This window comes from Sedimentitalea sp. XS_ASV28 (assembly GCF_041224545.1).
Lineage (GTDB): Bacteria > Pseudomonadota > Alphaproteobacteria > Rhodobacterales > Rhodobacteraceae > Sedimentitalea.
Window position 1 is genome coordinate 329744 of the sequence record NZ_JBGFGP010000166.1, and the last position, 25303, is coordinate 355046.

A 25303-nucleotide genomic window follows, 5' to 3' on the forward strand; every position below is an offset into this window, starting at 1 on the left:
GACGCCATTTGCAAAGGGTATCCCAATGTCGAATGTCATCCGTCTGAACGTCCCGTCCCAGCGTCAAAGCGGTGCAGCGCGGCGCGCCGCGCTGATCGCCAGTTTCGCCCAGCATCGCCGGTTCGGGGATGATGTGTTCTGGCTGAAGGAAAACGCCGAGCTCTTGAACATCCTGGAATGCACCGACCTGTCGCTGCCGGATCAGGCGCTGGAGCCGCACCAGGGATTTTATGACCAGGTCGAAAAGCGCCTCGGGTTTTTTCCGCAATATTACCGGTTCCTGCTGTCGATCTGTCTCGATCTTGAGGATCTCGGGATGGCGGGAAGCAAGGCCGAGGCGCTGTCGCACTGGGTGGCCCGAGAGGGGCTTGCCGAGGCAGAGTTGTCCGATTTGCAGCGGCTCGAAGCGCGTCGATTGATGAAGCGACGGGGGGTTGACCCGCTTCCGGGCGACGCCGGTCTCGAGGATCGCGTGCGCAGGTTCATCGACCGCTCCGACACCTTTGCGATGCCGAACAAGAAGGCCGCCTACGAACTGACCCACATCGTGTTCTATCTGAGCGAATACGGCCGGCGTGACCCGGGCCTGTCTCAGGATGCCAGGACGTCGCTCGAATTTGCGGGTATCCTCGCGTATCTGGATCAGAATGCCGATCTTTTGGCCGAGATTTGCGTTGCCATGCGATATGCAGGCCAGGAACCGTCGGAGATCTGGGAAACCTGGCTGGAACGTGAAACCCATCGCTTCGGCGTGGAAACCGGCCCGCAGGTCAACACCGCCGACAACTACCACGACTATTTCGTCTGCAACTGGCTGATGGCCGTGTCCGGACGGGACACGTTCCGCAAGCCGGCCAGCAATGAGCGGATGGCGTTTTTCAGGGCTGCGCCCTTTGCCGCACCACTGCGCGAGATTTCGGAATGCATGTTCCGGCTGGAGGATGCCCGCAGCGCGGATTGGGGCAGCATGCGCAGCCATGTCGAAGACTCGCTGACCGAAACCGGCCATGAAATTCTCTGTGAAGCGCAGAAGAGCAGCGCGAAGTTCGAGGACTTTTTTGCCGGTTTTGCGCGCACCGGCCTGCGCGGGGTGGCATTGTGAAGGCAGCCGCGTTTGGTGCATGCCTCGTCGTCATCTACACGGCGTTGATTTCGTCGGCAGATGCGATCACCAAGCTGATCGCGGGCGGATATGCGGCACCGCAGTTGTTCTGTCTGTCCGGTCTGTTCGTCGTCGCGCTCAGCGCATGTGCCGACCGGCATCGCTCTCAGCGGCGTGGATTTCGTACCGCTTGCCCGCGTGCAATGGCGCTTCGGTCCGGGGCGACGGTGTTGGCCGCGGTCTCGTTCTTTTACGCGTTCCGCTATCTGCCTTTCGCCGAGGTCTTTCTGTTCATTGGCCTGATGCCGATTCTCGCAGGGTTGATGTCGGGTCTGATCCTGGACGAGCATGTGAGCCCGGCGGCCTGGGCGGCGCTGGTTGCGGGATTTGTCGGTGTCATGTGCCTGTTTCCGGCGGGGCTTGGTGCGGTGACGCTCGGACATGGATTTGCCATGGCCGCCGCTCTGTTCGGCACATTTTCCATGGTTATGGCGCGCTTTATCGGGCGATATGAAACCAATAGCCTCGCGCAGGTCTTCTATCCGAATCTTGCGATTTTTGCCGTGATGGGCGTTGCATTGCCCTTTGTCTGGAAGCCGATGCCGCTGTCCGATCTGGGGCTGGTTGCGGCCTATGCGGCGCTGCTGTTCGGTGCGCGCTGGTTGCTGGTAATCGCGCTGCGGCTGCTTGCGGCCTACGCGGTGACTCCGCTGATGAACCTGCAATTTGTCTGGATGGTGGTCCTGGGGGCCGTGATCTTTGATGAATTGCCGGCACCCGGCACCTATCTGGGCGTGGCAATCGTTATCGGCAGCGGCCTGTTCCTAGTCTGGGATCAGTTCGCGCCTGCGGCACCACGGGGCAAGATTGCGGGAACGCCGAGGCGCGTCAATTCTGATCTGTAACTATTTGATTTACAATGAAAACGACGTCCCGCACCCGCAGGAAGAGGTGGCGTTGGGGTTCTCGATGACAAATCGTGCACCAATCAGTTCCTCGGTAAAATCGATCACAGCGTTTTCCAGAAACGGCAGCGACACCGTATCGACCACGACCTTCTGGCCCTGACCCTCAAGCACCAGATCGTCCTCGGCCGGGGTATCGAGCGCGATTTCATATTGAAAGCCTGAACACCCGCCACCTTCAACAGCGACGCGCAGGGCCTGGCCCTGATCCGATGCACCGATCTCGGCAAGCCGCGCAAAGGCACGGTCCGTGACTTTTGGGGGCAGGTTCATCGTTGCTTACTCCGCGGCGGTTTCAATAGACCTCTGCCTATCATATAGAAACCTCATGGACAGGCGACAAGGACAACCGAGAATGCACGCCCCATATGCCTCGGACCCGTCGGCCAGCAGGGGAAGGCTGGTGCGGGAGGAAGAGAGCAACTTTCGTTCGTGCTTTCAGCGCGACCGCGACCGGATCATCCATGCCAGCGCGTTTCGGCGGCTGAAGCACAAGACGCAGGTGTTCGTGGAACACGAGGGTGACTATTACCGGACCCGGCTGACACATTCCATCGAGGTGGCCCAGGTGGCCCGGACCATCTCGGGTACGCTGGGGCTGAACGCGGAACTGACCGAGGCGGTGGCCTTGGCGCATGATCTGGGTCACACGCCGTTCGGACACACGGGGGAGGACGCCCTGCATGCGTTGATGCAGCCCTATGGAGGCTTCGATCACAATGCGCAGGCGATCCGTATCGTCACGCATCTTGAGCGGCATTATGCGGATTTTGATGGTCTGAACCTGACCTGGGAAACGCTGGAAGGGATCGCCAAGCATAACGGGCCGGTGCCCGCGCCGATCCCCTGGGCGCTTGAGGAATACAATGCCCGGCATGATCTGGAACTGCACACGTTTGCCAGCGCCGAAGCTCAGGTTGCGGCGATTGCCGACGATGTGGCCTATAACCATCACGATCTGCATGACGGGTTGCGTGCGGAACTGTTTTCGACGGATGAACTCGCGGAACTGCCGATTCTCTCGGAAAACTTTGCCGAGGTGGATCGCCTCTATCCTGGGCTGAACTATTACCGCCGTCGACACGAGGCGCTGCGCCGCTTTTTCGGCGTGCTGGTTGAAGACGTCATCACCGTGGCGCGAGGCAGGTTGAAGGCGCTGAATCCGCAAAGCGCCAGGGATGTCCGTCATGCGGGGCATGCGATCGTGCAATTCTCGGACCGGATTTTCGCCGATCTCAAGGTCATCCGGGAATTCCTGTTTCAACGCATGTATCGCGCACCGAGCGTGGTGACGATGCGGGCCGAGGTTACCGACGTCGTGAACGACCTGTTCCCATATTTCATGACGCATCCGGACCAGCTTCCGAAACAGTGGCGCAAGGATGTCGACGAGGCCGAGGGCGAGACCACACTGGCGCGGATCGTGTCGGATTACATCGCCGGTATGACCGACCGGTTCGCGCTCCAGGAACATGCGCGCCTGTGCGGCGCGGGTGATGGTCCGGATCGGCGGCCGCCGATCTAGGTGTTTGGGCCCGACGCAGCGCGAATACATCATTTACCGTGCCGCAACTGCCGCTGGCGCGGAGCATTGACCGTCGCGGCGCGCGTGATACACCGCGCCAAAGCCTAAGGATACCAAGATGAACCTGTTTGCCGATATTCGCACGCTTGTCCTGCAGAACCTGGACACAATGGTCGCCGAGGGCGCCTTGCCCGAAGGTCTGGATTTCCGGAATGTCGCGGTCGAACCCCCGCGCGATGCGGCGCATGGCGACATGGCGACCAACGCGGCGATGGTGCTGGCAAAACCCGCGCGCCTGAAGCCGCGGGACATCGCGGAAACGCTGGCGGGCAAGCTCGCGGAGGATGCGCGTGTGCAATCGGCCGAGGTCGCGGGACCCGGCTTTCTGAACCTGCGGCTTGCGCCCGTCGTGTGGCAGGGCGTGATCGGGCAGGTGTTGCAATCCGGAACCGATTTTGGCCGCTCCCGGATGGGCCAGGGACGCAAGGTCAATGTCGAATTCGTCAGCGCCAACCCGACCGGGCCGCTGCATGTGGGTCACACACGGGGGGCAGTCTTTGGCGATGCGCTGGCCAGCCTGCTGCAGTTCTCGGGGCACGATGTCACGCGCGAATACTATATCAACGATGGCGGGGCGCAGGTCGATGTGCTCGCGCGGTCGGTCTATCTGCGCTATCTTGAAGCACTGGGCCAGGAGGTGGCGTTCGAGGACGGCACCTATCCCGGCGACTATCTGATCCCGGTCGGCGAAGAGCTTGCGCGCGACAAAGGCGACATATGGGTCGACCAGCCCGAGAGCGTCTGGCTGGAGGCGCTGCGCGACTATGCAACCGATGCGATGATGGAACTCATCCGCTCGGATCTCGCGTCGCTGGGCATCGGGATGGATGTGTTCTTTTCCGAAAAGTCGCTTTATGGCACCGGGCGTATCGAGGCCGCGATCGAGGATCTGCGCGCCAAGGGGCTGATTTATCGCGGCGTTCTGGAACCGCCCAAGGGCAAGACGCCCGAAGATTGGGAGCCGCGCGAACAGACCCTGTTCAAATCCACCGCGCATGGCGATGATGTTGATCGACCGATCATGAAATCCGATGGCGGGTGGACCTATTTCGCGCCGGATATCGCCTATCATTATGATAAGGTTTCCAGGGGGTTCGACGCGCTTATTGATGTGTTCGGCGCGGACCACGGAGGCTATGTCAAGCGGATGAAGGCGGCGGTGTCGGCGCTGTCCGATGGCAAGGTGCCGCTGGACATCAAACTGGCCCAGCTGGTGCGCCTGTTCAAGAACGGCGCACCGTTCAAGATGTCCAAGCGCGCCGGTAACTTCGTGACGCTGCGCGACGTGGTGGATCAGGTTGGTCCGGACGTGACCCGTTTTGTGATGCTGACGCGCAAGAACGATGCGCCGCTGGATTTCGATTTCGACAAGGTGCTGGAACAGTCGCGCGACAACCCGGTGTTTTACGTCCAATACGCCCATGCGCGGGTGATGAGCGTCATGCGGCGCGCCAAAGAGGCCGACATTGCGGTCGATGACGCCACATTGCTGGCGGCGGATCTGGCGGCGCTCGATCACGAGGCCGAGCTGAGCGTTGCAAAGAAGCTGGCCGAATGGCCGAGGCTGGTCGAAATAGCCGCCCGCACGAACGAGCCGCACCGCATCGCGTTTTACCTTTACGAACTCGCCGGAGACTTCCACGCCTTGTGGAACCGGGGCAACGACGTGCCCGGTCTGCGCTTCATTCAGGACGGTGATATTGCCACCAGCCAGTCGAAAATGGCGTTGGCCCGTGCCGTTTCCGTTGTTATTTCCGCAGGTCTTGGTATTCTTGGTGTGACGCCGGCGCAGGAGATGCGATAAGAACTTCGCCCGAAACGCCGGTCCGAGGCAGTAACGAGAACCCATTGCGCCACAAGTCACGGTGCGCACGGGCAGTGAGGCGGACATGGCAGATATCTATTCCATGCAAGACGTGGACGAACAGGAGTCATCCGGCGAAGCGGGTGGGCCATCACTTGGCACGGCTCTCAACCTTTTGGGCGCGGCTGCGTCGCTGGCGCTGATCGCGGGCATCGGTGTCTGGGGTTATCAGCTGGTGATGCGGGATGTCAGCGGCGTTCCGGTGGTGCGCGCGGTCGAGGGGCCGATGCGGGTACAGCCTGAGGATCCGGGCGGAATGCCGGCCGATCACCAGGGGCTGGCGGTGAACGCGGTTGCGGTACAGGGCGCTGCCGAGGCACCGGCGGACCGGCTCATTCTTGCGCCCCGACCGGTGGATCTTGCCGATGAGGATCAACCGGTGAAACCGGGTGATGACATCATGGCCGCCAAGGAAGACTCCGATGCAGGCAGGACGGAATCCGGCAGCGTCAGCTCGATGGTCGATCGCCTTCTGGCCGGCGTGCTTTCGGGATCGGACGAGCAGAATGATGCAACTATCGTCAAGGCCGCGGCACGGGTGGAACAGCCCGGCGATCTTGCGTCGGCGCAGGCCGCAAGCGACAGGGCAGAGCCGATGCCGGCGGTGGTGACAGGCCCAGGGCCCGCGCGTTCGCTGCGGCCCAGGATCCGTCCGATCCGCAGTGTCGGCACGTCTGCGATGGTGATACCGGTGGTCACGAAACCCGGATTGGATGTCGATCCCGACAGCCTGCCGGTCGGGACGCGTCTGGCGCAGCTGGGGGCCTTCGAAAGCCCGGAACTGGCGCTTCAGGAATGGGATCGGCTTGCCGGCAAGTTCGGCGATTACATGGAAGGCAAGTCGCGCGTCGTTCAAAAGGCCAGCAGTGGCGGACGCACCTTTTACCGGTTGCGCGCCATGGGATTTGACGATCTGGCCGACGCGCGGCGGTTCTGCTCGGCACTTGTCGCGGAACAGGCGGATTGCATTCCGGTCGTCACCCGATGAACTTTGGCGCGACGATTCTGGATGCGGATGGCTTGCGGCTGAGCGCCGATGAAAAAGCGTTTTTTCGCGATGTGGACCCGTTCGGCTTTATCCTGTTTGCCCGAAATCTGGAGACGCCGGAGCAGATACGTGCATTATGCGCCGATTTTCGCGAGGCGGTGGGGCGGGATGCGCCGATCACCATCGATCAGGAAGGTGGGCGGGTGCAACGTTTGCGCCCGCCGCTCGCGCGCGACTGGCTGCCGCCGCTGGAGCATGTCGCCAATGCGGGGGACGGGGCCGAACGGGCGATGTACCTGCGCTATCGGCTGATTGCCCAGGAATTGCGGGACTACGGCATCGACAGCAATTGTGCCCCGATGGTTGATGTTGCGGGGCCGCAGACACATGCGTTTCTCAGGAACCGGTGCTATGGCGAAGAACCCGGGCAGGTGGCACAGCTTGGACGCGCGGCGGCGGACGGTATGCTGGCGGGCGGGGTTCTGCCGGTGGTCAAGCACATCCCGGGCCACGGCCGGGCGACGCAGGACAGCCATTTTGACCTGCCGCATGTGTCGGTCAATGCCGAGGCATTGGATGACACGGATTTCGCACCGTTTCGCGCACTGAATGACCTGCCGATGGGGATGACCGCACATCTTGTCTATGATGCGATCGATCCACAGCCCGCGACGATTTCGCCGCGCATGATCTCGGTCATCCGCGAGCAGATCGGGTTTGACGGTCTGATCATGACCGATGATATTTCGATGAAGGCGCTGACCGGGTCGCTGGGCGATCTGTCGCGCGCGGCAATTGCGGCGGGATGCGACGTGATCCTGCATTGCAATGGTACGCTGTCGGAACGCGCCGAGGTGGCCGAGGCGGCGGGGCGCATGACCGATGCCGCCCAACACCGCGCCGAGGCCGCGCTTGCGGCACGGCGCGACCCCTCCGAACTTGACATTCCGGCCTGCGAAGCCGACCTTCACCGCCTGATGAGCGGAAAGGTCTATGGCTGAAACACCCTTTCAGGACGATGGCATGTCGGTGGCGGAACGCGTTGCCGCCGAGGCGCTGATCGTCGATGTCGACGGGTTCGAGGGCCCGCTCGACGTGTTGCTGACCTTGTCGCGCACGCAAAAGGTCGACCTGCGTAAAATCTCGGTCTTGCAACTCGCGCATCAGTATCTTGCCTTTGTCGAAAAGGCCAAGGCCCTGCGTCTGGAGCTTGCCGCCGATTATCTCGTCATGGCCGCGTGGCTGGCCTTTCTCAAATCGCGCCTTCTGCTGCCGCCGGATCCGACCGAGGACGGGCCGTCGGGCGAAGAACTGGCCGCGCATCTGGCTTTTCAGCTCGAGAGGTTGCAGGCGATGCGCGATGCCGCCGCGCGGCTGATGGGGCGTGACCGGCTGGGCCGGGATTTCTTTGCCCGTGGTCAGGCCGAGGATGTCGCGCGCATCAAGACCGTGACATATACTGCGACCCTGCTTGATCTGATGCAGGGCTATGCGCGTATCCGCACCCGGGACGACTTCCGTCCTTTTGTCATGGATCGCGATTCGGTCTTTACCATGGAGCAGGCGCTCGAACGGATGCGCCCGCTGATCGGTTTCGCGGGGACCTGGACCGACCTGACCACCTACATGCCGGATGGCTGGGACACTGACCCGGTGCGCCGACGGTCGGCAACTGCGGCGACTTTTGCCGCCTCGCTTGAACTGGTAAAGGAGGGCCATCTGGAGATCCGCCAGACGGAAACCTTTGCTCCGATACAGTTGCGCAGGAAAGACGAACGCTCGTGACCGAAGAGAGTGACGCCGAAGAGACGCCATCAGAGAGCCTGTTTCAGGCGCCACCCATGGGCGAGCAGGAGCGCATGGTCGAAGCGGTGCTCTTTGCCAGCGCCGAACCGGTCAGCGTGCGCGATCTGGAATCACGTATGCCCCATGGCTGTGACGCGGCCGAGGCTCTGGTGCGTCTGCGCAAGCGTTACGAGGGGCGCGGCGTGCAGGTGCTCAAGATCGGGGATGCCTGGGCGATCCGGACTGCGCCGGATCTTGGCTTTCTGATGCAGAAAGAGACGGTCGAGACGCGTAAACTGAGCCGGGCGGCCATCGAAACGCTGGCGATCATCGCCTATCATCAGCCCGTAACCCGCGCCGAGATCGAAGAGATCCGGGGGGTTTCGGTGTCGCGCGGGACGGTGGATCAACTGCTCGAGATGGAATGGATCCGGTTCGGGCGGCGCAAGATGACTCCGGGACGACCCGTGACTTTTGTCGTGACGCCGCAATTCCTCGATCATTTCGGCCTTGAGAGCGCACGTGATTTGCCGGGCCTAAAGGAATTGCGTTCGGCGGGGCTGCTTGAGAACCGCTTGCCGCCAAGTGCCTTGCCGACAGTGAGCGACAAGGACGAGGACGACGACGATATCGGGGCGGGACAGCCCGAACTCTTTGAGGATTAAAACGTTTCGCGATTAACTTGAAACATCTGGTATCACTTAACGCGTTGAAATCTTTGATTTCAGGCAGCTTTAGGTGATTCAGGTTTATCGCGAAATGCTATAACGCTCTTTTGCCGTGAAAATGGCGCGATGATAACTATACTTCGATCAGTAGCGAGGTGGTCGGTATGAACCTGAATCAGGTCATCAACATGGTTTTGCGGATATTCATGCGCAAGGCTGTCAACAGGGGCGTCAATGCGGGCATCGATGCCGCATCCAGATATTCGCGGCGGCGGAGCGGGGCCGATCAGGGACCGGACCAACCGCCAAGTTCCAAAGGCAAGCCGCCCGCCATGACCAAGGAACAGCGCCGAGCCCGTCGTGCGGTTCGGATGGCAAAGCGTGCCGCGCGCATGACCAAGATGTGATGGCGGCATCTGCGCTGCCGAGAATCAGGATCGGAAGTGTTTCGAGAGTTTGAGCCCCTGGCCCTGATAGTTTGACGAGATTCCCGCGCCGTAAAGCTGGGTCGGAATGTCGGCCATTCGCTCATAGACCAGCTTGCCGACGATCTGGCCATGCTCCAGAACAAACGGCGCCTCGTGACAGCGCACTTCAAGCACCCCGCGCGATCCCGAGCCGCCCGCCCCGGCATAGCCAAAGCCGGGGTCGAAGAAGCCCGCGTAATGCACCCGGAATTCGCCGACCATCGCGAGATAGGGGGCCATTTCGGCGGCACAATGGGGCGGGATCGATATCGCCTCGCGGCTGACAAGGATATAGAACGCGCCAGGATCGAGAATGATCCAGCCGGTTTCGGTGCGCACCGGCTCCCAGAAATCGTCGGGGTCATAGTGGTTCAGCCGTGCAAGATCGATGACGCCCGTGTGTGGTTTGGCCCGGTAACCAACCAGCGTGCCGCTCTCGGGGCGCAGGTCGACGGAAAATCCGAGCCCGTCCGAAATCACCGCATCGCCGGACACGATGGGCGAAGCTGCATGGATGTCGCGCAACTCATCATCTTCTATGACGGTCTTGCCGGTGCGAAAGATCACCTGATTGAGCATCTGGCCTGTCCGTGCAATGACGGAGAAGCTCTGCGGACAGATCTCGACAAAGAGTTGACCGTGGTATCCCGGCGCGATGCGATCGAATTCCAGACCGCGATCCGTAATGATGCGGGTCAGCAGATCGAGGCGTCCGATGGAAGACTTTGCGCTGGCGGCGCCCGACATGCCGGCGGGCAGGGCAAGGCTCTCGATCAGCGGGACGACATAGACACAGCCCTTTTCCAGAACGGCCCCGCCGGTCAGGTCGATTTCGTGCATGGCAAAATCGGCCATCCGTTCGCGTACGGTCCGCTCGGGACCGGGCAGGAATGAGGCACGGACACGATAGGCGACGTCACCCAGACGCAGATCAAGACTGGCGGGCTGCACCTGGCCCGGTGCGATCGGCGCGCTGGCGGTGATCGTGCCGTTTTCCAGCATCGCGGTGATCTGCTGATTCGGACTGACGCCTGTCATTTCGTTCCCCTTGGCGATGGGGGAAATCGTCGGTGTGATTTGGTCGGGCTAGCAGGACTCGAACCTGCGACCTTCCGTCCCCCAGACGGACGCGCTACCAGGCTGCGCCATAGCCCGACGATGGGCCGTTCATACCGGTTTTCAGACCGGGAGCAAGAGGGAATCACCGCAAATTTCCTATGCCGCGCCGGACGCTTTGTCCAACCACGCCTCCAGCGCCCCGATCAGCGGGACGACAGCTGCAACCCTGCGGGCATCGAGCGAGTCACAGGCCGCGAGATCGGCGAGTATACCGGGGGAATAGGGCAGATCGCTTTCGTCAGGCGGGTCCGCCGCGTCCACGACCAGCGGAACGACCTTGGGTTGCTGCGCAACGGTTTCTTTCGGGACTGCGGTCTCGGACACGTCCGCAGGTTGAGCGTCAGGTGTTACCGGTGCCGGACTCCCGGCGGCAGGATGTGCCGGGCGGCGGTGGGTGAACTGGGGCAGGGGAAGTTGCTCCTGTTCGGTTTCCGATGCATCAGGCTCTGTTCCGGCGGCGTCATCCGTGGTGGGCGCGGTCGCGGCGGGCGTGGTTTCTGAAATTTCGTCCGTGTGTTCGACCGTGTGTTCGGAGCTCTGTTCCGTTTGCGGTTCCACGAAAGGCTGATCTGTCTCCTGGGCGTCATCCGCGCGTGCCGGCGTGGAGGGCGTGACGCCTTCCGTGACGGCGGCCTCTGCAAGCGAAGGCTCCGCAAGGGGAGGAGACATGGACGCGACGTGGCCAACACCTTGCTCGCGCAGGATTTTCTGAACACCCTTGATGGTCAGGCCGTCTTCGTAAAGCAGTTGTTTGATACCGCCGAGCAATTGCATGTCGGCGGGCCGATAATACCGTCGCCCCCCCGCGCGCTTGACCGGCTTTACTTGGCTGAACTTGCTTTCCCAGAAGCGCAGGACATGGGCCTGGATGCCCAGCCAATCCGCCACTTCGCTGATCGTGCGAAATGCGTCAGGCGACTTGGTCATTCACGGATCCTCGGATCAGGATTTCTTGTTGCCTGCGGCAACCCGGTCTTTCATCAGGTGAGACGGACGAAAAGTCAGAACACGGCGAGGTTGAATTGGAACTTCCTCTCCGGTTTTCGGATTGCGCCCGATACGGGCCGATTTGTCGCGAACGCTGAAGGTGCCGAAAGAGGAGATCTTGACCTGTTCGCCGCGCACGAGCGCATCCGACATATGTTCGAGCATGCTCTCGACAAGCTGGGCGCTTTCGTTTCGTGAAAGACCGACTTCTCGGAATACAGCTTCGCTCAGGTCCATCCGCGTCAAAGTCTTTTCGCCCATAATTACCCCCTGATGTTGGCACGCAGCATAGGGGCGAGGTAAATTCGCTGTCAATATCAATGATTTGCAAGGGTGTAGAAAGGCGTATTTGCGCGGATCATTACCAGCGCAACACCACCGCACCCCACGCCAGCCCGCCGCCGATGGCCTCGGTCACGACGACATCGCCGGTCTTGATCTGACCGCGCTGCTTCCCGACCGACAACGCGAGGGGAATCGAGGCTGCGGATGTGTTGCCGTGATCCTGGACGGTGACGACGACCTTTTCCATGTCGAGCCCCATCTTGCGCGCGGTGCCCTGAATGATGCGGATATTGGCCTGATGCGGCACGATCCAGTCGACCTCTTCGGCCGACAGCCCGGCCTTGTCGAGCGCCGCTTCCGCAGTCGCGGCCAGTTTTTCGACCGCATGGCGGAAAACCTGGTTGCCCTGCATGCGCAGATGTCCGGTGGTCTGGGTCGATACCCCGCCGTCCACATAGAGCAAATCCTTGAATTGCCCGTCAGAATGCAGGTCGGTCGCAAGCACGCCGCGGTCTTCCGAGGTGCCCGTGCCGTCCTGCGCTTCGAGCACGAGAGCCCCGGCGCCATCGCCGAACAGCACACAGGTTGCCCGATCGGTCCAGTCCATTATGCGGCTGAAGGTTTCGGCTCCGATGACCAGAACACGCCGTGCCTGGCCCGATACGATCATCGCGTTCGCGGTGCTGAGCGCATAGACAAAACCGGCGCAGACCGCCTGTACGTCAAAGGCAAAGCCGTGCCGCATCCCAAGCTCTGCCTGCACCATCGTGGCCGCCGAGGGGAAGGTCAGGTCCGCTGTCGAGGTGGCAACGATGATCGCATCGATATCTGCGGCGGACAGTCCGGCGTCCTGCAATGCGGCGGTTGCGGCTTTGCTGGCCAGGTTCGAGGTGGTTTCGCCATCAGCGGCAAAATGCCGACGTTCGATGCCCGATCGCGAGCGAATCCATTCATCCGAGGTGTCCAGGGTCGCTTCGAATTCAGAATTCGGGACGACGCGGTCGGGCAGGTAGTGTCCGATTCCGATGGCGACTGCGCGCAGTGTCATTCCTGGCCTTTATTTTCTTTATCTTCTTGTTGTTCCGCCGTCTCGTCGGTCGGTTCCGAGGCATCTTGGGCAAGCACAACGGTGGATGCAACCCGGGCGGCCAGTTTTTCCGAGAAACCTGTCTTGGCGAGTTGAAAGGCCAGCTTGACGGCGGCGGACACGCCGGTTGCATCCGCGCTGCCGTGGGATTTGATCACGGTGCCGTTCAGCCCGAGAAACACACCACCATTGACCCGTCGCGGGTCGATTCGCTTTTTCAGCCGGTCGAGCGAGGTGATCGCGAGCACGGATGCCACGCGCGACAGGAGCGAATATCCGAACGCTTCGCGCAAGAGCGATGCGATCAGGCGCGCGGTTCCTTCACCGGTCTTGATCGCGACATTGCCGGTAAAGCCGTCAGTGACGATGACATCGGCAACATTGCCGGGAATGTCGCTGCCCTCCACAAAGCCCACAAAGTCGAAATTCGCCTGATCGGCGAAACGCGAGATCAGCCCATGCGCCTCTTTGAGTTCGGTGCGGCCCTTGTGTTCTTCGGTGCCGACATTCAGCAGGCCGACACGCGGCTGATCGAGTTCAAGGCCGTTGCGCGCGTAGGACGCGCCCATCAGGGCATATTGCAGCAGGTCCTGATCGTCGGCACGGATATCCGCACCGGCATCCAGCATCAGGGTGAACCCGTGTCGATTGAGCGAGGGGAAGAGAATCGCGATCGCCGGGCGGTTCACGCCCGGAAGTTTGCGCAGTCTGATGACGCTGAGCGCCATCAGCGCACCGGTGTTGCCACATGAAACGACGCCCGCCGCCTCGCCATTGCGCACCGACTCGAGCGCCGACCACATGGAGGTGCCCTTGCCGTTGCGCATCACGTCGCGTGGCTTGTCTTCCATCGTGACCACGTCGGCCGTGTCGCGGAACTCAACCCGATCCTTCAGAACGGCGCGCCTAGCCACGAGCGGGCGAAGCTCTGCTTCCGGCCCGTGCAGGATGAACCCGATTTCCGGGTTCTTGTCCGCAGATTTAGCAATGCCAGCGACAACGGCCCCGGGACCCTTGTCTCCGCCCATGGCGTCAACCGATATGATGATACGGTTGTCTTGTGCCGGGTTCTGGTCGGGATGGGCCGTCATTCAGCGCTGGCCTGTCCGGTTTACGCGGCGTCTTCGTCCAGATCGATCTCTTCGGTCAGCGCGACGATTTCCTTGTCGTCATAGTGACCGCAGGAGGCGCAAACATGGTGCGGACGCTTGAGCTCGCCACAGTTCGGGCATTCGTTCGGGTTTGCAGCAACCAATGCATCGTGCGCACGACGGTTGTTGCGGCGCGATTTGGATACTTTGTTCTGTTGGACAGCCATGTCTCAACCTTTGTCTGATAGGGGCCGGCGGACGATCCGTGGCCGTGTTGCATTTCGAGTTTCGCGTATCGTTCTGACCGGCGTGACGTGCGTTTAGGCCGAGGCCCGTACGATGTCCAACCCTAAATCCGGTGAGCGCGCGAAAATACTGCGATTTTCTTTGGGCGCAAGCGATTTTTCCACGCACCCGGCCGGTTTGGAGTATCTTGGGCGGCTAGCTATCCTTTTTCAGGGCATCGCGCAACTCTGCAAGCCCGGCAAAGGGACGCGCGTCTTCATCGCTCATCGGGCTGATTCCCTCTTCCGCGAAAACGGCGTTTGTGGGCGCGATGTCGTCCTTGCGCGGATAGAGCGGCAATGCCAGTGTCAGGGCTTCGGTCATCACAGCGCCCGGATCAATCACGCTGCCGAGCCTCTCGATGCTGTCATCTTCGGGCATTTCGATCTCGTCAGCCGTCACTTCGGGCAGGTCCGCCACGTAAAGCCTTCTGACATCCACGTCGATGCGCGTCGTCACCGGTTCAAGCGTGACGACACAGGGCTGGACCACCGTTGCGCCAAGTCTGCCGGTCAGTTCCCAGTCACGCCGCCCCCGCGCGGAGACCTGTCCGGAAAAGCGGAGCTTGCGCAGGCCGGTCAGGCCGAGTTCATCGGCCAGCGCCTTCTGCATGCCCGGATCGGGGCGCAGGTCGAAAGCCGTCGGGGTGTTCTGGCGCAGATCGGCGACTCTCAGGGATGTCGTATCGGGCATCGTTGGTCTTTCGTTTCTTGAACCATCCGTCCGGTTTCTGTAATCGGGATAAAAGGCGTATCACGCCAAGGCAAGAGGGCAGCCATGTTCGGCAAATCATCCTGTATCAAACCGACATTGCGCGCGGCCGTCTTGTTCCTGGCCGGTCTGGCGGTCGCAGGGTGCACGGCGATCTATCGCGATCACGGCTATGTGCCCACCGAAGAGGACCTGGCCAAGGTCTCGGTCGGGGTCGACACACGCGACACCGTCGCCGAGGCGATCGGCGTGCCATCGGTCTCGGGCGTGTTGAACGAGAGCGGTTATTATTATGTCAGATCCCGCCTGCGCCATTACGGGGCAACCGAGCCAAAGGTCGTTGCGCGGGAACTGGTCGCGATCAGCTTCACCCAGTCCGGCATCGTTCAGAACATCGAGCGTTTCGGGCTGGAAGACGGTCGTGTCGTCGTCCTGAACCGGCGCGTCACCGAGTCCAGCGTCAACAATACCACGTTCCTGCGCCAGGTTCTCGGCAATATCGGCAACTTCAACCCCGGTGCCGTAGCCAACCAATAAAGCGGAGCGTTCGGGCTTCTGCCTTGAACCTGTGACATTGCGGACCTACGATTCGCGCAGGTTTCATACGAGTCCGTCATGCTTCAGCAGAACCCTATCCAGACGCAGGGACGCTACCAGGTGCGTCAGGCAATTTCGCCGCAGGACATTGCCGATGCCTGTGCGCTGCGGCAAAGAGGGTTCGGTCTGGCGCAGCCGGATCGCGACAAATTCGACGACACCAGCCTGCATATGCTCGTCGAGGATACCCGGACCGGGGAGCTCAGGTGCTGTTTCCGTCTGAGGGTATTGACGGTTCCGGATGATTGCCGAGACAGCTACTGCGCGCAATACTACGATTTTTCCGCGCTTTTCGATGCGGGTGCGCCCCTGGTGGAACTCGGACGATTCTGTGTCGAACCGGGGATTCGCGATGCCGACATTCTGCGGATCGCGTGGGGCGCGCTGACGGCTTTCGTCGACGGGGTCGGGGCGCATATGTTGATCGGCTGCACCTCCTTTGCCGGGACCGACCCGGACCGATATGGCGATGTCTTTTCCGTGCTGGCCACGCGTCACCTTGCGCCACGAAGCTGGCAACTGGCGACAACGACGCCATCGAGCATCGACTACGTGGACCGATACGCGCGCGCGCAAGACGAAGAGCAGGCGCTTGCGCAGATGCCGCCGCTCCTGCGAAGTTATCTCGCAATGGGCGGTCGGGTCGGCGATCACGCCGTGATTGACCGGCACATGGACACCCTGCATGTCTTTACCGGCCTCGAAATCACCGCCATCCCCGAAAGCCGAAAACGCCTCCTGCGAGCGCTTGCGCGCTAAAGCGTCCGACTTTGACCTGAGACATATGCGGCAGCCTCGAAGTAGTTCTATCATTCCTCCGTTGTGTAGAGGTCGCAGGTTTCGGTGAGAGCGTGGAACATGTCATTAAATGTTCGAGCACCGACTCTGCGCAGGTGCGCTTTGAGCTTGGAGAACGCCGTCTCAATCGGGTCTAGGTTGGCGGTAGGGCGGCAGGTGGAGGAGACAGCATCCGGCTTTGATTGTGGTTTTAGCGGCAACAGCAATCTTGTGCGTAGCGAGATTAATCGCGCCCGCAACGCACTCAGCAAAGGTGCTGAAACGGCCCGTCTTCTCGGCCAGGATGAATTGCAGATCAGAACTCAAGGAAATTCCAATAATTCAGGTTCTTGGCGGAACGCTTTATTGGCACAGTCGGGCATGTCGATCATGGTCACGACATTCAGGGCAGTTGACCTGCTGCGGTTCTGGCGTCGTCGAGAGCAGATTGTCCCGTGATTTCGCGCTCTTTAACGTGGCAGGCAAGTCGATGCCCCGGCGCGACGACGACCGGGACAGGGCGCACGTCCTCGCAACCTGCTTCGCGCAACGGGCAACGGGAGACGAACGGACAGCCGCGCGGCATGTCCATAGGATTGGGCACGTCGCCCTGCAGGGGGCTCGTGGTTTTGGTGCGTTCTATTACCGGGTCTGGAATTGGCACTGCGCTCAGGAGCGCCTCGGTATAAGGGTGCAAGGCTCTGCTGAACAATGCATCAGTCGGCGCTTCCTCCACCACTGTTCCAAGGTACATCACGACGATGCGATCAGCGATATGGCGCACGACGCTCAGGTCGTGACTGATAAAGAGATAGGACAGATCGAGATCATGTTGCAAACGCAGCAGCAAGTTCAGCACCTGGCTCTGGATGGAGACGTCCAGGGCGGAAACCGCCTCGTCGCAAATCACTATCCGAGGTTCGAGGGCCAATGCTCTTGCGATCACGACACGTTGTCGCTGCCCGCCTGAAAGTTCGTTGGGGTAACGGTCGCGCAGGCCGGACCGCAATCCGACCAGTGCCATCAGTTCATCAACGCGGGCCTGCCGTTTGGCTCTGGTCGCACCATGGATTACCAGTGGTTCGGCAATCGACTGGGCAATGGTACGCTTGGGGTTCAGCGCGGAGACCGGATCCTGGAACACGACCTGCAGATCGCGCCAAAGTGCCTGCCGGTCGCGGCCTGTCAATGTTGCCACATTGCGCCCTTCGAACAGGATTTCACCGGCCGTCACCGGTGCGAGCCCCAGAATGGCGTTTCCGGTTGTCGATTTGCCGCACCCGGATTCGCCGACGATTCCCAGCGTCTCCCCCTTGTTCAATGTAAGATCGACGCCATCCACGGCCCGGACCAGGGGTGTTTCGCCAAAGAGTTTGCCGGTTGCGACCGGAAAGTGGACCTTTAGACCCCTCACTGAAAGCAGCGCTTCGCTCATGTCAATCCGTCCACCTTGTCAGTGTGCCAGCAGGCGGCGACGTGGCCGGTGTCTCCGACCGGCACCAGCTGCGGTCGCGTCGCGCATCTTTCCGAGGCCAGCGGGCAGCGTGTGCGAAAACGGCAACCTTCTGGCCAGGCCGAAGCATCCGGCACCATGCCGCTGATGGAAAAAAGCTCCTGTTTGCGGGCGCCATCAAGGCGCGGAATCGTTGCAAGCAACAGCTTGGTATAGGGATGTCGGGGCGCGGCAAAAAGTTGATGGACCTCCGCCTGCTCGACGATCCGCCCGCCATACATGACGCAGACCCTGTCCGCGACCGAGGCGACAACGCCCATGTCATGCGTGATGATCAGAATCGAGGTGTCGGTTTCGTCTCGCAGACTGCGCATCAGGTGCAAGATCTGTGCCTGGATCGTTACGTCCAGCGCGGTGGTCGGCTCATCCGCAATCAGCAGGCGCGGGGCGGCGATCAGGGCGGATGCGATCATGACTCGCTGGCACATACCTCCCGAAAGTTCGGACGGCAACTGACGGGCGCGGCGATCCGGTGCGGGAATTCCCACGTCCTGCAACATCTCGACCGCGCGATCCCAAGCCTCTGCGGATGACGCGCGACCGTGCACAATCAAGCTTTCGGCGACTTGTGCGCCAACGCTGAGCAACGGATTGAGCGAAGCGATGGGTTCCTGAAAGATCATTGACAAAGCCGTTCCGCGCAGCTTTCGCATGGCCGCATCGTTTTGCAGATCAAGCTGCTTCCCTTCCAGCGTGGCGGTGCCGTCCGATTGATGGACCGCGCCCGACAGCAGGCCCATGATCGACAGCGCCGTCAGGCTCTTGCCCGATCCGCTTTCTCCGACCAGGGCGACGATCTCACCGCGCCCGATGGAGAATTCGACACCGTCGACCACGGAGAAGTCTCCGACGTCGATGCAGAGATCGCGGATTTCGAGCGTATGCGCGTCAATCATGTCGCCCTGCTTCCGTCGCACAGGCCGTCCATGGGTTGACCGGATGGACCATACCGGAATTGCGCCCGCCCGCACGCAGGACCGCTGATGGAATTGCAAACAGAACGGGGTGAAGCGAGTTCGCCCGGATCTCGACGGGGTAGTACTGGCTGACTGCCGCGGCCACATCCGGCGCCGCAGCCTGATCTATAACGATGGTGGGCCCCGACCCGTCGATGCGCGGCGCGTGAAAAGCCTCTTCGAGAGACATGCCGCGGTCCAGCACATAGCTGATCAGTTGTGCGACGCAGGGAAAGATCTGGCGACCACCGGCGGCACCGATCGCCATAATGGGACGTCCATCGCGACTGAGGATGGCCGGGCACATGTTTGCCAGCGGCCGTGCGGCGGGGGCAATGCTGTTTGGCATCCCTTTGCGGGGATCGAACCACATCATACCGTTGTTCATCAGGACGCCGCTGCCGGGCAGCGTAACCTTCGATCCGAACCGCGACAAAAGCGTGTTGGTCAGCGATACCATGTTTCCATCGGCATCGACTACCGAGACGTGGCTGGTACAGTCGCCGTGCGCACCCGCATGGCCCATCGTTTTTAATCTGTCCTCGTAGGTCGAGCGGATTGCGCTGGCGTAAACGGCTGCGGCCTGCGCTTCGGTTGCGCCGGTGGTCAGCGATGTCTCGATCCGCGAAAGCGTTTCCAGCAGGCTTGGCCCACCACTCAGGCCCGGAACAACCGCAACTTCGGTATCCCGATAGCAGCCGCTCTGAGCGCTGCGCCAACGCGGCTGATATTCGGCCAGGTCCGTTGCATCTATGACCGACCCGCCCGCCAGCAAATCCGTCACGACACTACGCGCAATCTCGCCTTCATAGAAATCCTGTGCGCCAGCGCGGGCCAGTCGGCGCAGCGTTGCCGCCTTGGCCGGCATCGGCAGGTAGTCCACCTGCTTGCCATTCGGAACCCGGCGGGGGCGACCGTTGTCCAGGAACAGCTCAGCCGACGCGGGCAGGCGCGCCAGGCCTTGCGCATCTATCGCAAGACAGAGCGAGGTAAACCAGTCGATCCGCATGCCCCTCTCGGCGATTTCTATCACCGGCGCGAGCGCGTCCTCCCATGACAACGTACCATATTTCTCAAGCGCTTCGGAAAAGCCCGCCACAGCGCCGGGAATGCAGATGGATGCGTAGCCGATGAGGTTTCGGTCATCTTCGACGGAAGGCCAGTCGAACCAGTCGCCATCGCGTCCTTCGACCAGCGGATATTGCGACCAGTCCATGTTGCGGCTTGCGCGGACATTGAAATCGAGCGTGTCTACCTCTCCGCCGTCACCCGATGCCCAAAGCAGCAGGCCGCCGCCGCCGATGCCGCTCAGCCAGGGCTCGACGACCGACAGCACAAGCGCCGTGACAACGGCGGCGTCCATGGCGTTACCACCGTTTTCCAGTATCTGTGCCCCGGCCTGCGCTGCCTCAAAATGCTGTGCTGCAACGACACCGCGCGGACTGTCCAGTTGCGACTTGCTTACCGTCCAGGTCGCATCGGCGCGGTCGGTCACGTTCTGGTCCATGCCGGGTGCTCCAGAAGGGTGGTGGGGATGCTGGCGCTGACGCAATCGCGGTCCAACGCATGGGCCGAATGATGGGCGGCAAGTTCGGCGACAGTACCGATCCAGATGTCGCCCTTGGCCAGCACCCTTTCCAGCAGCCGCTCCAGCATCACGGGCCGTGCGCCGCGGCCCGAGATCCAGTCGTGCACCGTCAGCATGAACAGTGACCCGAAGCGGTGAGAGGCTTCCAGTTCGTCGGTCCACATGCCGAGGATTTCGGATGTGCTGCGGGGGGCGGGATCACCGCTGCCCAGAAACTTGAAGAATATCGCGTCGTCCGTTCCCCAGTTTACCGGTATTTCAACGACACCGTCGACGGAATGTGGTGTGTCATACCCCATGAGGGAGCTGTCATAGAAGCCGTGGCGTTTGACCTCGCGCAGCATGTGCGGGGTCATTTCCCACGCGGGAGAGCGGAAACCACGGGGCTTTTCGCCGGTCTGGCGGACGAAGATTTCGATCGAGGAGTCCAGTACACGCGAAAACTCCTCGTCCGACACCTCTGTCACCAGTTCATGGAAGTAGCCGTGCAAGCCGACCTCGTGGCCTGCGTCGACAAGTGCTGGCAACATCCACGGATGTGCTTCGGCAACAGCGCCGGGGACGTAGAAACTGCCCTTTACGCCCAGGGATTTCAGAACATCGGCGATGCGGCGGACACCGACCCGTGGCCCGAAATTACGCTGTTCAAGATGACTGAGATACTGCGGCAAGTCGTGACGATTGTTCCACATCCATGGCGAATGCGCGTCCACATCCATACTGAAACAGAAGGCCGAGGTCTTTCCCTGTGGCCAGGGATAGGCAGCGGGGAGGTCGAGTGCGCTCATAGGGGGTCTTTCTTGTTCTGGTAGACATCCATCGAGCCGATGGAATTGCCTCCATCCACGGTCAACGTTGCTCCGGTGACGAAACTGGCTGCCTTGCTGGCCAGGTACATGGCCGCAGGCACGACATCGTCAGGTGTAGAGGCGCGCCCCAGCGGCATGGACGCGGTGACACGTTTGATGTGCTCGTCCGACAGGGGACTGGCGGTGGAACCGGCGGCAAAACCCGGTTCCAGAGCGTTTACCCGGATGCCATAACGCGCGAGCTCCAACCCGTAGCCCTTGGTCAGGCGATCCAGCGCTGTTTTGGACAGGCTATAGGGAGCCGCGGTAAGGCGCATTTTGCGCGCTGCTCCGGACGAGATGTTGATGATGCTGCCCTTGCGCTCGGCCCGGATCATCTGGGTTGCGATCCCGCGGGTCAGAAGATGAACAGCGCGCAGGTTGATGTCGAGTATGCGGTCCCAATTGTCAGCGTCCGTGTCCAGCAGAAAGCCCGAAGGATAGACGCCCGCGTTATTGATGAGAATGTCCGCCGCAACCCAGCGTTTGCCGACTTCTGCCGCGAAGTTATCGATGGCGGTTGCATCGCGCAGGTCGCAGGCAAGGCCGAAGCTGCCTTCCGACCCGACCTCGGCGGCCAAGGCATCCAGCGCATCTTGATCCATGTCGGTCAGACAAAGCACTGCGCCTGCTGCCCCGAAGCCTTCTGCCAGCCAGCGCCCGACCACGCCAAGCGCCCCGGTGATGATGACCTTCTGGCCTGAAAATTCTGTTCCGAAGTTCATGTTTTATCTCGATTTCGGGTTGAGGTATTCGCTCAGCCGGTCGCCCAGCAGGTTCACCGAGAGCACAAGAAGAAAGAGACACAGCCCCGGAAAGGTCGCGATCCACCAGGCGCTGGATACGTAGTTCCGTCCGACGCTCAACATCGCGCCCCAGCTGGCGGTGGGCGGTTGCACCCCCATACCGAGGAAGGACAGGCCTGCCTCGAACAGGATCATCAGGCCGAATTCCAGCGTCGCCACCACGGCCAGTGGCGCGATTATGTTCGGCAGAATGTGCAGGAACAGTACGTGGAAAGGCCCCGCACCCATGGCCGTGGCCAACCTGACGAAGGGTTGGCTCGACACGGCCAGCGTCTGACCATAAGCAACACGGGCATAGCGTGGCCAGCGGGTGAGGGCGAGGACCAGAACCACGTTCACGAAACCGGGCCCCAGCACCGCGACCATGATGATGGCCAGCAGGATGGCCGGAATCGACAGGAAGATGTCGACCAAGCGCATCACAACCACTTCGACCCAGCCGCCAAGGTAGCTCGCAAGCATCCCCAGCGTGATTCCCACCGCCCCGGACAACAGCACCGAAAGTACCGCCACGGCGAGCGATACGCGTGCTCCGTAGATTGCCCGGCTTAGCAGATCGCGCCCCAGCTCGTCCGATCCCAGCAGGTAGTACACGCCGCGCGCTTCGGTGCCGGGTGGTTTTAAACGTCCCAGCAGGTTTTGCGTATTCGGATCGTAGGGCGCTATGAGCGGTGCAAGGATTGCGACAAAGACCAGCGCCACAAGAATGAGGACGAACAATCCGATAGGCACGCCTCCGCTGGCGGGCCGCCTGAACATCACCTTCAGCGTAGAGGTGAGGGCGCTCATGCCCGGCTTCCCTTGCGAATGCGCGGGTCGACAACGCTGTAAAGGATGTCGGCCAGCAGATTCACGCTGATCGTGACAAAGGCACCCAGAAGGACAATGCCCTGTACGACGACAAAGTCGCGGGATTGAACCGACTGGACGGTCAACTGGCCGAGACCGGGCCAGGCAAAGACTGTTTCGACGATCACCGCCCCGGCAAGTAGCTGCGAGATCTCCAGCGCACTGATCGAAATGACCGGGATCAGTGAATTACGGATCAGGTGTCGCGTTACCAACCGCCCGGTGCCGACGCCACGCGCGCGCGCTGAACGCACGTAGTCCTTGGAGAGTTCGTCAATCACAGCACTACGGGCAATGCGCGCGTAGGTCGCCATGGAGAGCAGGCCAAGCGCGATTGACGGCATGATCAGGTGCGCGAAGCTGCCCGATCCCGATGGGGGCAGCCAGCCCAGCCAAACGCCAAAGATCATGATCATCAGGATGCCGCTCCAGAAGGTCGGCATGCTTTGAGCACCAAGCACGAAACCCATTAGCGCGTTCGTCAAAGGATGTTTGCGCCAGATTGCCATCGCCAGTCCCAGTGGCAGCCCGATTACGAAGGCGACGAGCAATGCGCCGCCGGCCAGTTGTACGGTGTATGGCAAACGGGATGCTATGATCTCGACCACGGCGATGTTCTGGACATAGGATGTCCCGAAATCCATTCGCAGCATATCCCATAGATAGTTCGCGTATTGCACCAGCAGCGGCTGGTCGAGGCCAAGTGATCGGCGCATGGCCTCGATATCCGCCTGCGTCGCCGTTTCCGGTACCAGCAGATAGGTGGGATCGCCGGTCAAACGCTGGATGAAGAACACCAGTGTCGTCACGCCGAAGATCGCTACGAGTGCCTGACCGAACCTTTGTAGCAGGAAGACGGGCATGGGTGGTTATTCGCTCCAGCCCATACGGTTCAGGAACAGGCTTTCGTTTGCCGTCGGTGTCCAATCCAGCTTGTCCGATGCTCCATAGAGTGCGACGGCCTGATAAAGCGGCAGGATATAAGCATTGTCCCGAACGGCGCGCTGCACCTGTGCGTAGGCGGCTTTGCGGGTGCTATCGTCCAGCGAACTGCGGCCCTGCTCCAGAAGCTCATCCAGCGCCGGGTCGTTCACACGGCTCCAGCTTGATGAGGAATGCAACAGCGGGAATTGCACGCCGTCCACGTCCTGACAGGCGCAGGACCAGCGTCCAAAACTGAAGAACGGACGTTCCGTCTGTTCCGGTGCGCGGGCCCGTTGCAGATACGTGCTCATGTCCGTCATGGAGATTTCGACGTCAAAGCCCGCCTCGGTCAGCATCTGCTGGATCGCCTGTACGATGCGCTGATCGAAGACTGGCGAGGTCGCGAATTCCATTGGCGTTTCGCCAGCGCCAGTTTCCGCGACGATACGCTTTGCCTCTTCAAGGTTGTAAGGCGCTGGCTCGACCCCGTCGACGTAGCCGAAATGCGAAGGCGTCGCCATCTGTCCGGCGACGGTTTCACCGCCGGCGAGGATGCCCAGAACGATACCTTCGCGGTCGATCGCCATGGTCGCGGCCTTGCGGACCTGCGGGTCGTCCAGCGGTGGGCGTGTCGTGTTCATACCCATGAAGGCCACCCGTTCCGTGGGCGCAGTCAGAACCTGGACACCGGGCTGGCCTTCCAGTTGACGGGCGATGTCGCTGTCGATGGATACGATCAGGTCTGCGGTGCCCGCACGCAGGTTGGCCACGCGTGTCGATGCGTCGGGCACTGCGGCAAAGACCGCAGCGTCGAACGGGCCGGCCTCGCCCCAGTAGTCATCGTTACGCGCCAGCGTAACATCGACACCACGGTTCCATTCCCGGAATGCATAGGGGCCGGAGCCGATTGGCGCGGCGTTGAACGACTCGTCGCCCAATTCTTCGACGACGTTTTTCGGCACGACTGACAGTTTGACAAGTTGTGCGAGCAGAACGGGGTAGGGGCTGTCCGTAGTCAAGGTGACTTCGAACTCCCCGGTCGCCTCGGCACCGGTGATCTGGTTGAACTGACCCAGTTGCGGAGAGCCGAACTCGGGATTCGTGATGCGGCGGACAGAATAAGCCACGTCCTCAGCCGTCAACGGCGAGCCGTCGTGGAACGTGACGCCTTCGCGAATTTTCAACACCATCTCGGTGTCCGACACTTGCTCCCACGCCGTTGCGATCTGCGGTACGATCTCGCCTGCATCGTCACGTGTCACGACGTTGTCGAAGATGTTGCGATAGACGTAGTAGCTGTCGGGGTTCCATTGCTGGTGTGGGTCCAGCGTCGAGGGTTCATTCACCAGGTTGACAGTAATCTGCTGAGCAGACAGGGCAGGTGCGGTCAGCATGCTGGCGGCGATCAGGAAACCGCGCAAGGTTGTGTGAAACATAGTCCGATCCTTCCAGTGGG

At 61.3% G+C, this 25303-nt stretch carries 27 protein-coding genes and 1 tRNA gene; 11 read left to right on the forward strand and 17 right to left on the reverse strand.

Translation table 11 applies throughout. The features are described from left to right. Nucleotides 1-25: 25 nt before the first annotated feature. Together AB9K34_RS20675 and AB9K34_RS20680 are read left to right on the forward strand one after the other, a co-directional pair. Nucleotides 26-1102 (forward strand): hypothetical protein, encoded by a 1077-nt coding sequence (locus tag AB9K34_RS20675; RefSeq protein ID WP_369956436.1) that lies wholly within the window; start codon nucleotides 26-28, stop codon nucleotides 1100-1102. Then, the gene (locus AB9K34_RS20680) at nucleotides 1099-2007 is read left to right on the forward strand and encodes a DMT family transporter (RefSeq protein WP_369956438.1); all 909 of its coding nucleotides are present in this window, start codon (nucleotides 1099-1101) and stop codon (nucleotides 2005-2007) included. Before AB9K34_RS20675 ends, AB9K34_RS20680 begins: the two co-directional genes overlap by 4 nt. 9 nt (nucleotides 2008-2016) lie before the next feature. On the opposite strand, the gene AB9K34_RS20685 is transcribed toward AB9K34_RS20680, so the two are convergent. After that, the gene (locus AB9K34_RS20685) at nucleotides 2017-2340 is read right to left on the reverse strand and encodes a HesB/IscA family protein (protein WP_369956440.1); all 324 of its coding nucleotides are present in this window, start codon (nucleotides 2338-2340) and stop codon (nucleotides 2017-2019) included. An 82-nt stretch (nucleotides 2341-2422) separates the two neighbouring features. On the opposite strand from AB9K34_RS20685, the gene AB9K34_RS20690 reads away from it, so the two are divergent. The 7 genes from AB9K34_RS20690 (at nucleotide 2423) to AB9K34_RS20720 (ending at nucleotide 9364) form a co-directional block, all read left to right on the forward strand. Then, entirely contained in the window at nucleotides 2423-3592 is a 1170-nt protein-coding gene (locus AB9K34_RS20690; RefSeq protein WP_369956441.1) for a deoxyguanosinetriphosphate triphosphohydrolase, read from the forward strand. A gap of 118 nt (nucleotides 3593-3710) precedes the next feature. Continuing rightward, nucleotides 3711-5456, forward strand: coding sequence for an arginine--tRNA ligase (argS, locus tag AB9K34_RS20695; RefSeq protein WP_369956442.1), 1746 nt, complete (start codon nucleotides 3711-3713; stop codon nucleotides 5454-5456). An 85-nt stretch (nucleotides 5457-5541) separates the two neighbouring features. Beyond that, nucleotides 5542-6504 (forward strand): SPOR domain-containing protein, encoded by a 963-nt coding sequence (locus tag AB9K34_RS20700; RefSeq protein WP_369956443.1) that lies wholly within the window; start codon nucleotides 5542-5544, stop codon nucleotides 6502-6504. Beyond that, nucleotides 6501-7505, forward strand: a complete 1005-nt coding sequence (gene nagZ, locus AB9K34_RS20705) for a beta-N-acetylhexosaminidase (protein WP_369956445.1) — start codon at nucleotides 6501-6503, stop codon at nucleotides 7503-7505. The genes AB9K34_RS20700 and nagZ overlap by 4 nt, the downstream gene beginning before the upstream one ends. Then, on the forward strand, nucleotides 7498-8289 hold the full coding sequence (locus AB9K34_RS20710) for a ScpA family protein (RefSeq protein ID WP_369956447.1): 792 nt from the start codon (nucleotides 7498-7500) through the stop codon (nucleotides 8287-8289). Before nagZ ends, AB9K34_RS20710 begins: the two co-directional genes overlap by 8 nt. Nucleotides 8290-8345: 56 nt before the next feature. After that, nucleotides 8346-8954 carry an SMC-Scp complex subunit ScpB gene (gene scpB, locus AB9K34_RS20715; RefSeq protein WP_369956504.1) on the forward strand — a complete coding sequence of 203 codons (609 nt, stop codon included), beginning with the start codon at nucleotides 8346-8348 and terminating at the stop codon, nucleotides 8952-8954. 167 nt (nucleotides 8955-9121) lie between these two features. After that, nucleotides 9122-9364, forward strand: a complete 243-nt coding sequence (locus tag AB9K34_RS20720) for a hypothetical protein (RefSeq protein ID WP_369956449.1) — start codon at nucleotides 9122-9124, stop codon at nucleotides 9362-9364. A 24-nt stretch (nucleotides 9365-9388) separates the two neighbouring features. Here AB9K34_RS20720 and AB9K34_RS20725 read toward each other — a convergent pair whose 3' ends face one another. The 8 genes from AB9K34_RS20725 to AB9K34_RS20760 form a co-directional block, all read right to left on the reverse strand. After that, nucleotides 9389-10462, reverse strand: coding sequence for a 2'-deoxycytidine 5'-triphosphate deaminase (locus tag AB9K34_RS20725; protein ID WP_369956450.1), 1074 nt, complete (start codon nucleotides 10460-10462; stop codon nucleotides 9389-9391). Nucleotides 10463-10502: 40 nt separating this feature from the next. After that, nucleotides 10503-10579, reverse strand: a tRNA-Pro gene (locus AB9K34_RS20730). Between the two features lie 60 nt (nucleotides 10580-10639). After that, complete coding sequence (locus AB9K34_RS20735) at nucleotides 10640-11470, reverse strand: MerR family transcriptional regulator (RefSeq protein WP_369956452.1); 831 nt, start codon at nucleotides 11468-11470, stop codon at nucleotides 10640-10642. Between the two features lie 15 nt (nucleotides 11471-11485). Further along, a complete protein-coding gene (gene ihfA, locus AB9K34_RS20740) occupies nucleotides 11486-11791 on the reverse strand; it encodes an integration host factor subunit alpha (RefSeq protein WP_369956454.1) in 306 nt (101 codons plus the stop codon). Nucleotides 11792-11891: 100 nt separating this feature from the next. Beyond that, nucleotides 11892-12863: a beta-ketoacyl-ACP synthase III gene (locus AB9K34_RS20745; protein WP_369956455.1), complete on the reverse strand. Its 972-nt coding sequence runs from the start codon at nucleotides 12861-12863 to the stop codon at nucleotides 11892-11894. Beyond that, nucleotides 12860-13993 carry a phosphate acyltransferase PlsX gene (plsX, locus tag AB9K34_RS20750; RefSeq protein ID WP_369956456.1) on the reverse strand — a complete coding sequence of 378 codons (1134 nt, stop codon included), beginning with the start codon at nucleotides 13991-13993 and terminating at the stop codon, nucleotides 12860-12862. The genes AB9K34_RS20745 and plsX overlap by 4 nt, the downstream gene beginning before the upstream one ends. Before the next feature lie 20 nt (nucleotides 13994-14013). Continuing rightward, nucleotides 14014-14220, reverse strand: a complete 207-nt coding sequence (gene rpmF / locus AB9K34_RS20755) for a 50S ribosomal protein L32 (protein ID WP_369956457.1) — start codon at nucleotides 14218-14220, stop codon at nucleotides 14014-14016. Between the two features lie 214 nt (nucleotides 14221-14434). After that, on the reverse strand, nucleotides 14435-14971 hold the full coding sequence (locus tag AB9K34_RS20760; protein ID WP_369956458.1) for a DUF177 domain-containing protein: 537 nt from the start codon (nucleotides 14969-14971) through the stop codon (nucleotides 14435-14437). An 84-nt stretch (nucleotides 14972-15055) separates the two neighbouring features. On the opposite strand from AB9K34_RS20760, the gene AB9K34_RS20765 reads away from it, so the two are divergent. Together AB9K34_RS20765 and AB9K34_RS20770 are read left to right on the forward strand one after the other, a co-directional pair. Further along, nucleotides 15056-15526 carry an outer membrane protein assembly factor BamE gene (locus tag AB9K34_RS20765; RefSeq protein ID WP_369956459.1) on the forward strand — a complete coding sequence of 157 codons (471 nt, stop codon included), beginning with the start codon at nucleotides 15056-15058 and terminating at the stop codon, nucleotides 15524-15526. A 78-nt stretch (nucleotides 15527-15604) separates the two neighbouring features. Continuing rightward, on the forward strand, nucleotides 15605-16345 hold the full coding sequence (locus tag AB9K34_RS20770; protein ID WP_369956460.1) for a GNAT family N-acetyltransferase: 741 nt from the start codon (nucleotides 15605-15607) through the stop codon (nucleotides 16343-16345). Nucleotides 16346-16766: 421 nt separating this feature from the next. On the opposite strand, the gene AB9K34_RS20775 is transcribed toward AB9K34_RS20770, so the two are convergent. The 8 genes from AB9K34_RS20775 to AB9K34_RS20810 form a co-directional block, all read right to left on the reverse strand. Then, nucleotides 16767-17705 (reverse strand): ABC transporter ATP-binding protein, encoded by a 939-nt coding sequence (locus AB9K34_RS20775; RefSeq protein WP_369956462.1) that lies wholly within the window; start codon nucleotides 17703-17705, stop codon nucleotides 16767-16769. A gap of 89 nt (nucleotides 17706-17794) precedes the next feature. Beyond that, on the reverse strand, nucleotides 17795-18772 hold the full coding sequence (locus AB9K34_RS20780) for an ABC transporter ATP-binding protein (protein ID WP_369956463.1): 978 nt from the start codon (nucleotides 18770-18772) through the stop codon (nucleotides 17795-17797). After that, nucleotides 18765-20339 (reverse strand): gamma-glutamyltransferase, encoded by a 1575-nt coding sequence (locus AB9K34_RS20785; RefSeq protein ID WP_369956464.1) that lies wholly within the window; start codon nucleotides 20337-20339, stop codon nucleotides 18765-18767. Before AB9K34_RS20785 ends, AB9K34_RS20780 begins: the two co-directional genes overlap by 8 nt. Then, nucleotides 20324-21208, reverse strand: a complete 885-nt coding sequence (locus AB9K34_RS20790) for a polysaccharide deacetylase (RefSeq protein ID WP_369956466.1) — start codon at nucleotides 21206-21208, stop codon at nucleotides 20324-20326. Before AB9K34_RS20790 ends, AB9K34_RS20785 begins: the two co-directional genes overlap by 16 nt. Continuing rightward, a complete protein-coding gene (locus AB9K34_RS20795) occupies nucleotides 21205-21993 on the reverse strand; it encodes an SDR family NAD(P)-dependent oxidoreductase (protein ID WP_369956467.1) in 789 nt (262 codons plus the stop codon). Before AB9K34_RS20795 ends, AB9K34_RS20790 begins: the two co-directional genes overlap by 4 nt. Nucleotides 21994-21996: 3 nt before the next feature. Beyond that, the gene (locus tag AB9K34_RS20800; RefSeq protein WP_369956468.1) at nucleotides 21997-22863 is read right to left on the reverse strand and encodes an ABC transporter permease; all 867 of its coding nucleotides are present in this window, start codon (nucleotides 22861-22863) and stop codon (nucleotides 21997-21999) included. Then, the gene (locus AB9K34_RS20805) at nucleotides 22860-23786 is read right to left on the reverse strand and encodes an ABC transporter permease (RefSeq protein WP_369956469.1); all 927 of its coding nucleotides are present in this window, start codon (nucleotides 23784-23786) and stop codon (nucleotides 22860-22862) included. Before AB9K34_RS20805 ends, AB9K34_RS20800 begins: the two co-directional genes overlap by 4 nt. 6 nt (nucleotides 23787-23792) lie before the next feature. Next, nucleotides 23793-25283, reverse strand: coding sequence for an ABC transporter substrate-binding protein (locus AB9K34_RS20810; RefSeq protein ID WP_369956470.1), 1491 nt, complete (start codon nucleotides 25281-25283; stop codon nucleotides 23793-23795). Nucleotides 25284-25303: the final 20 nt, after the last annotated feature.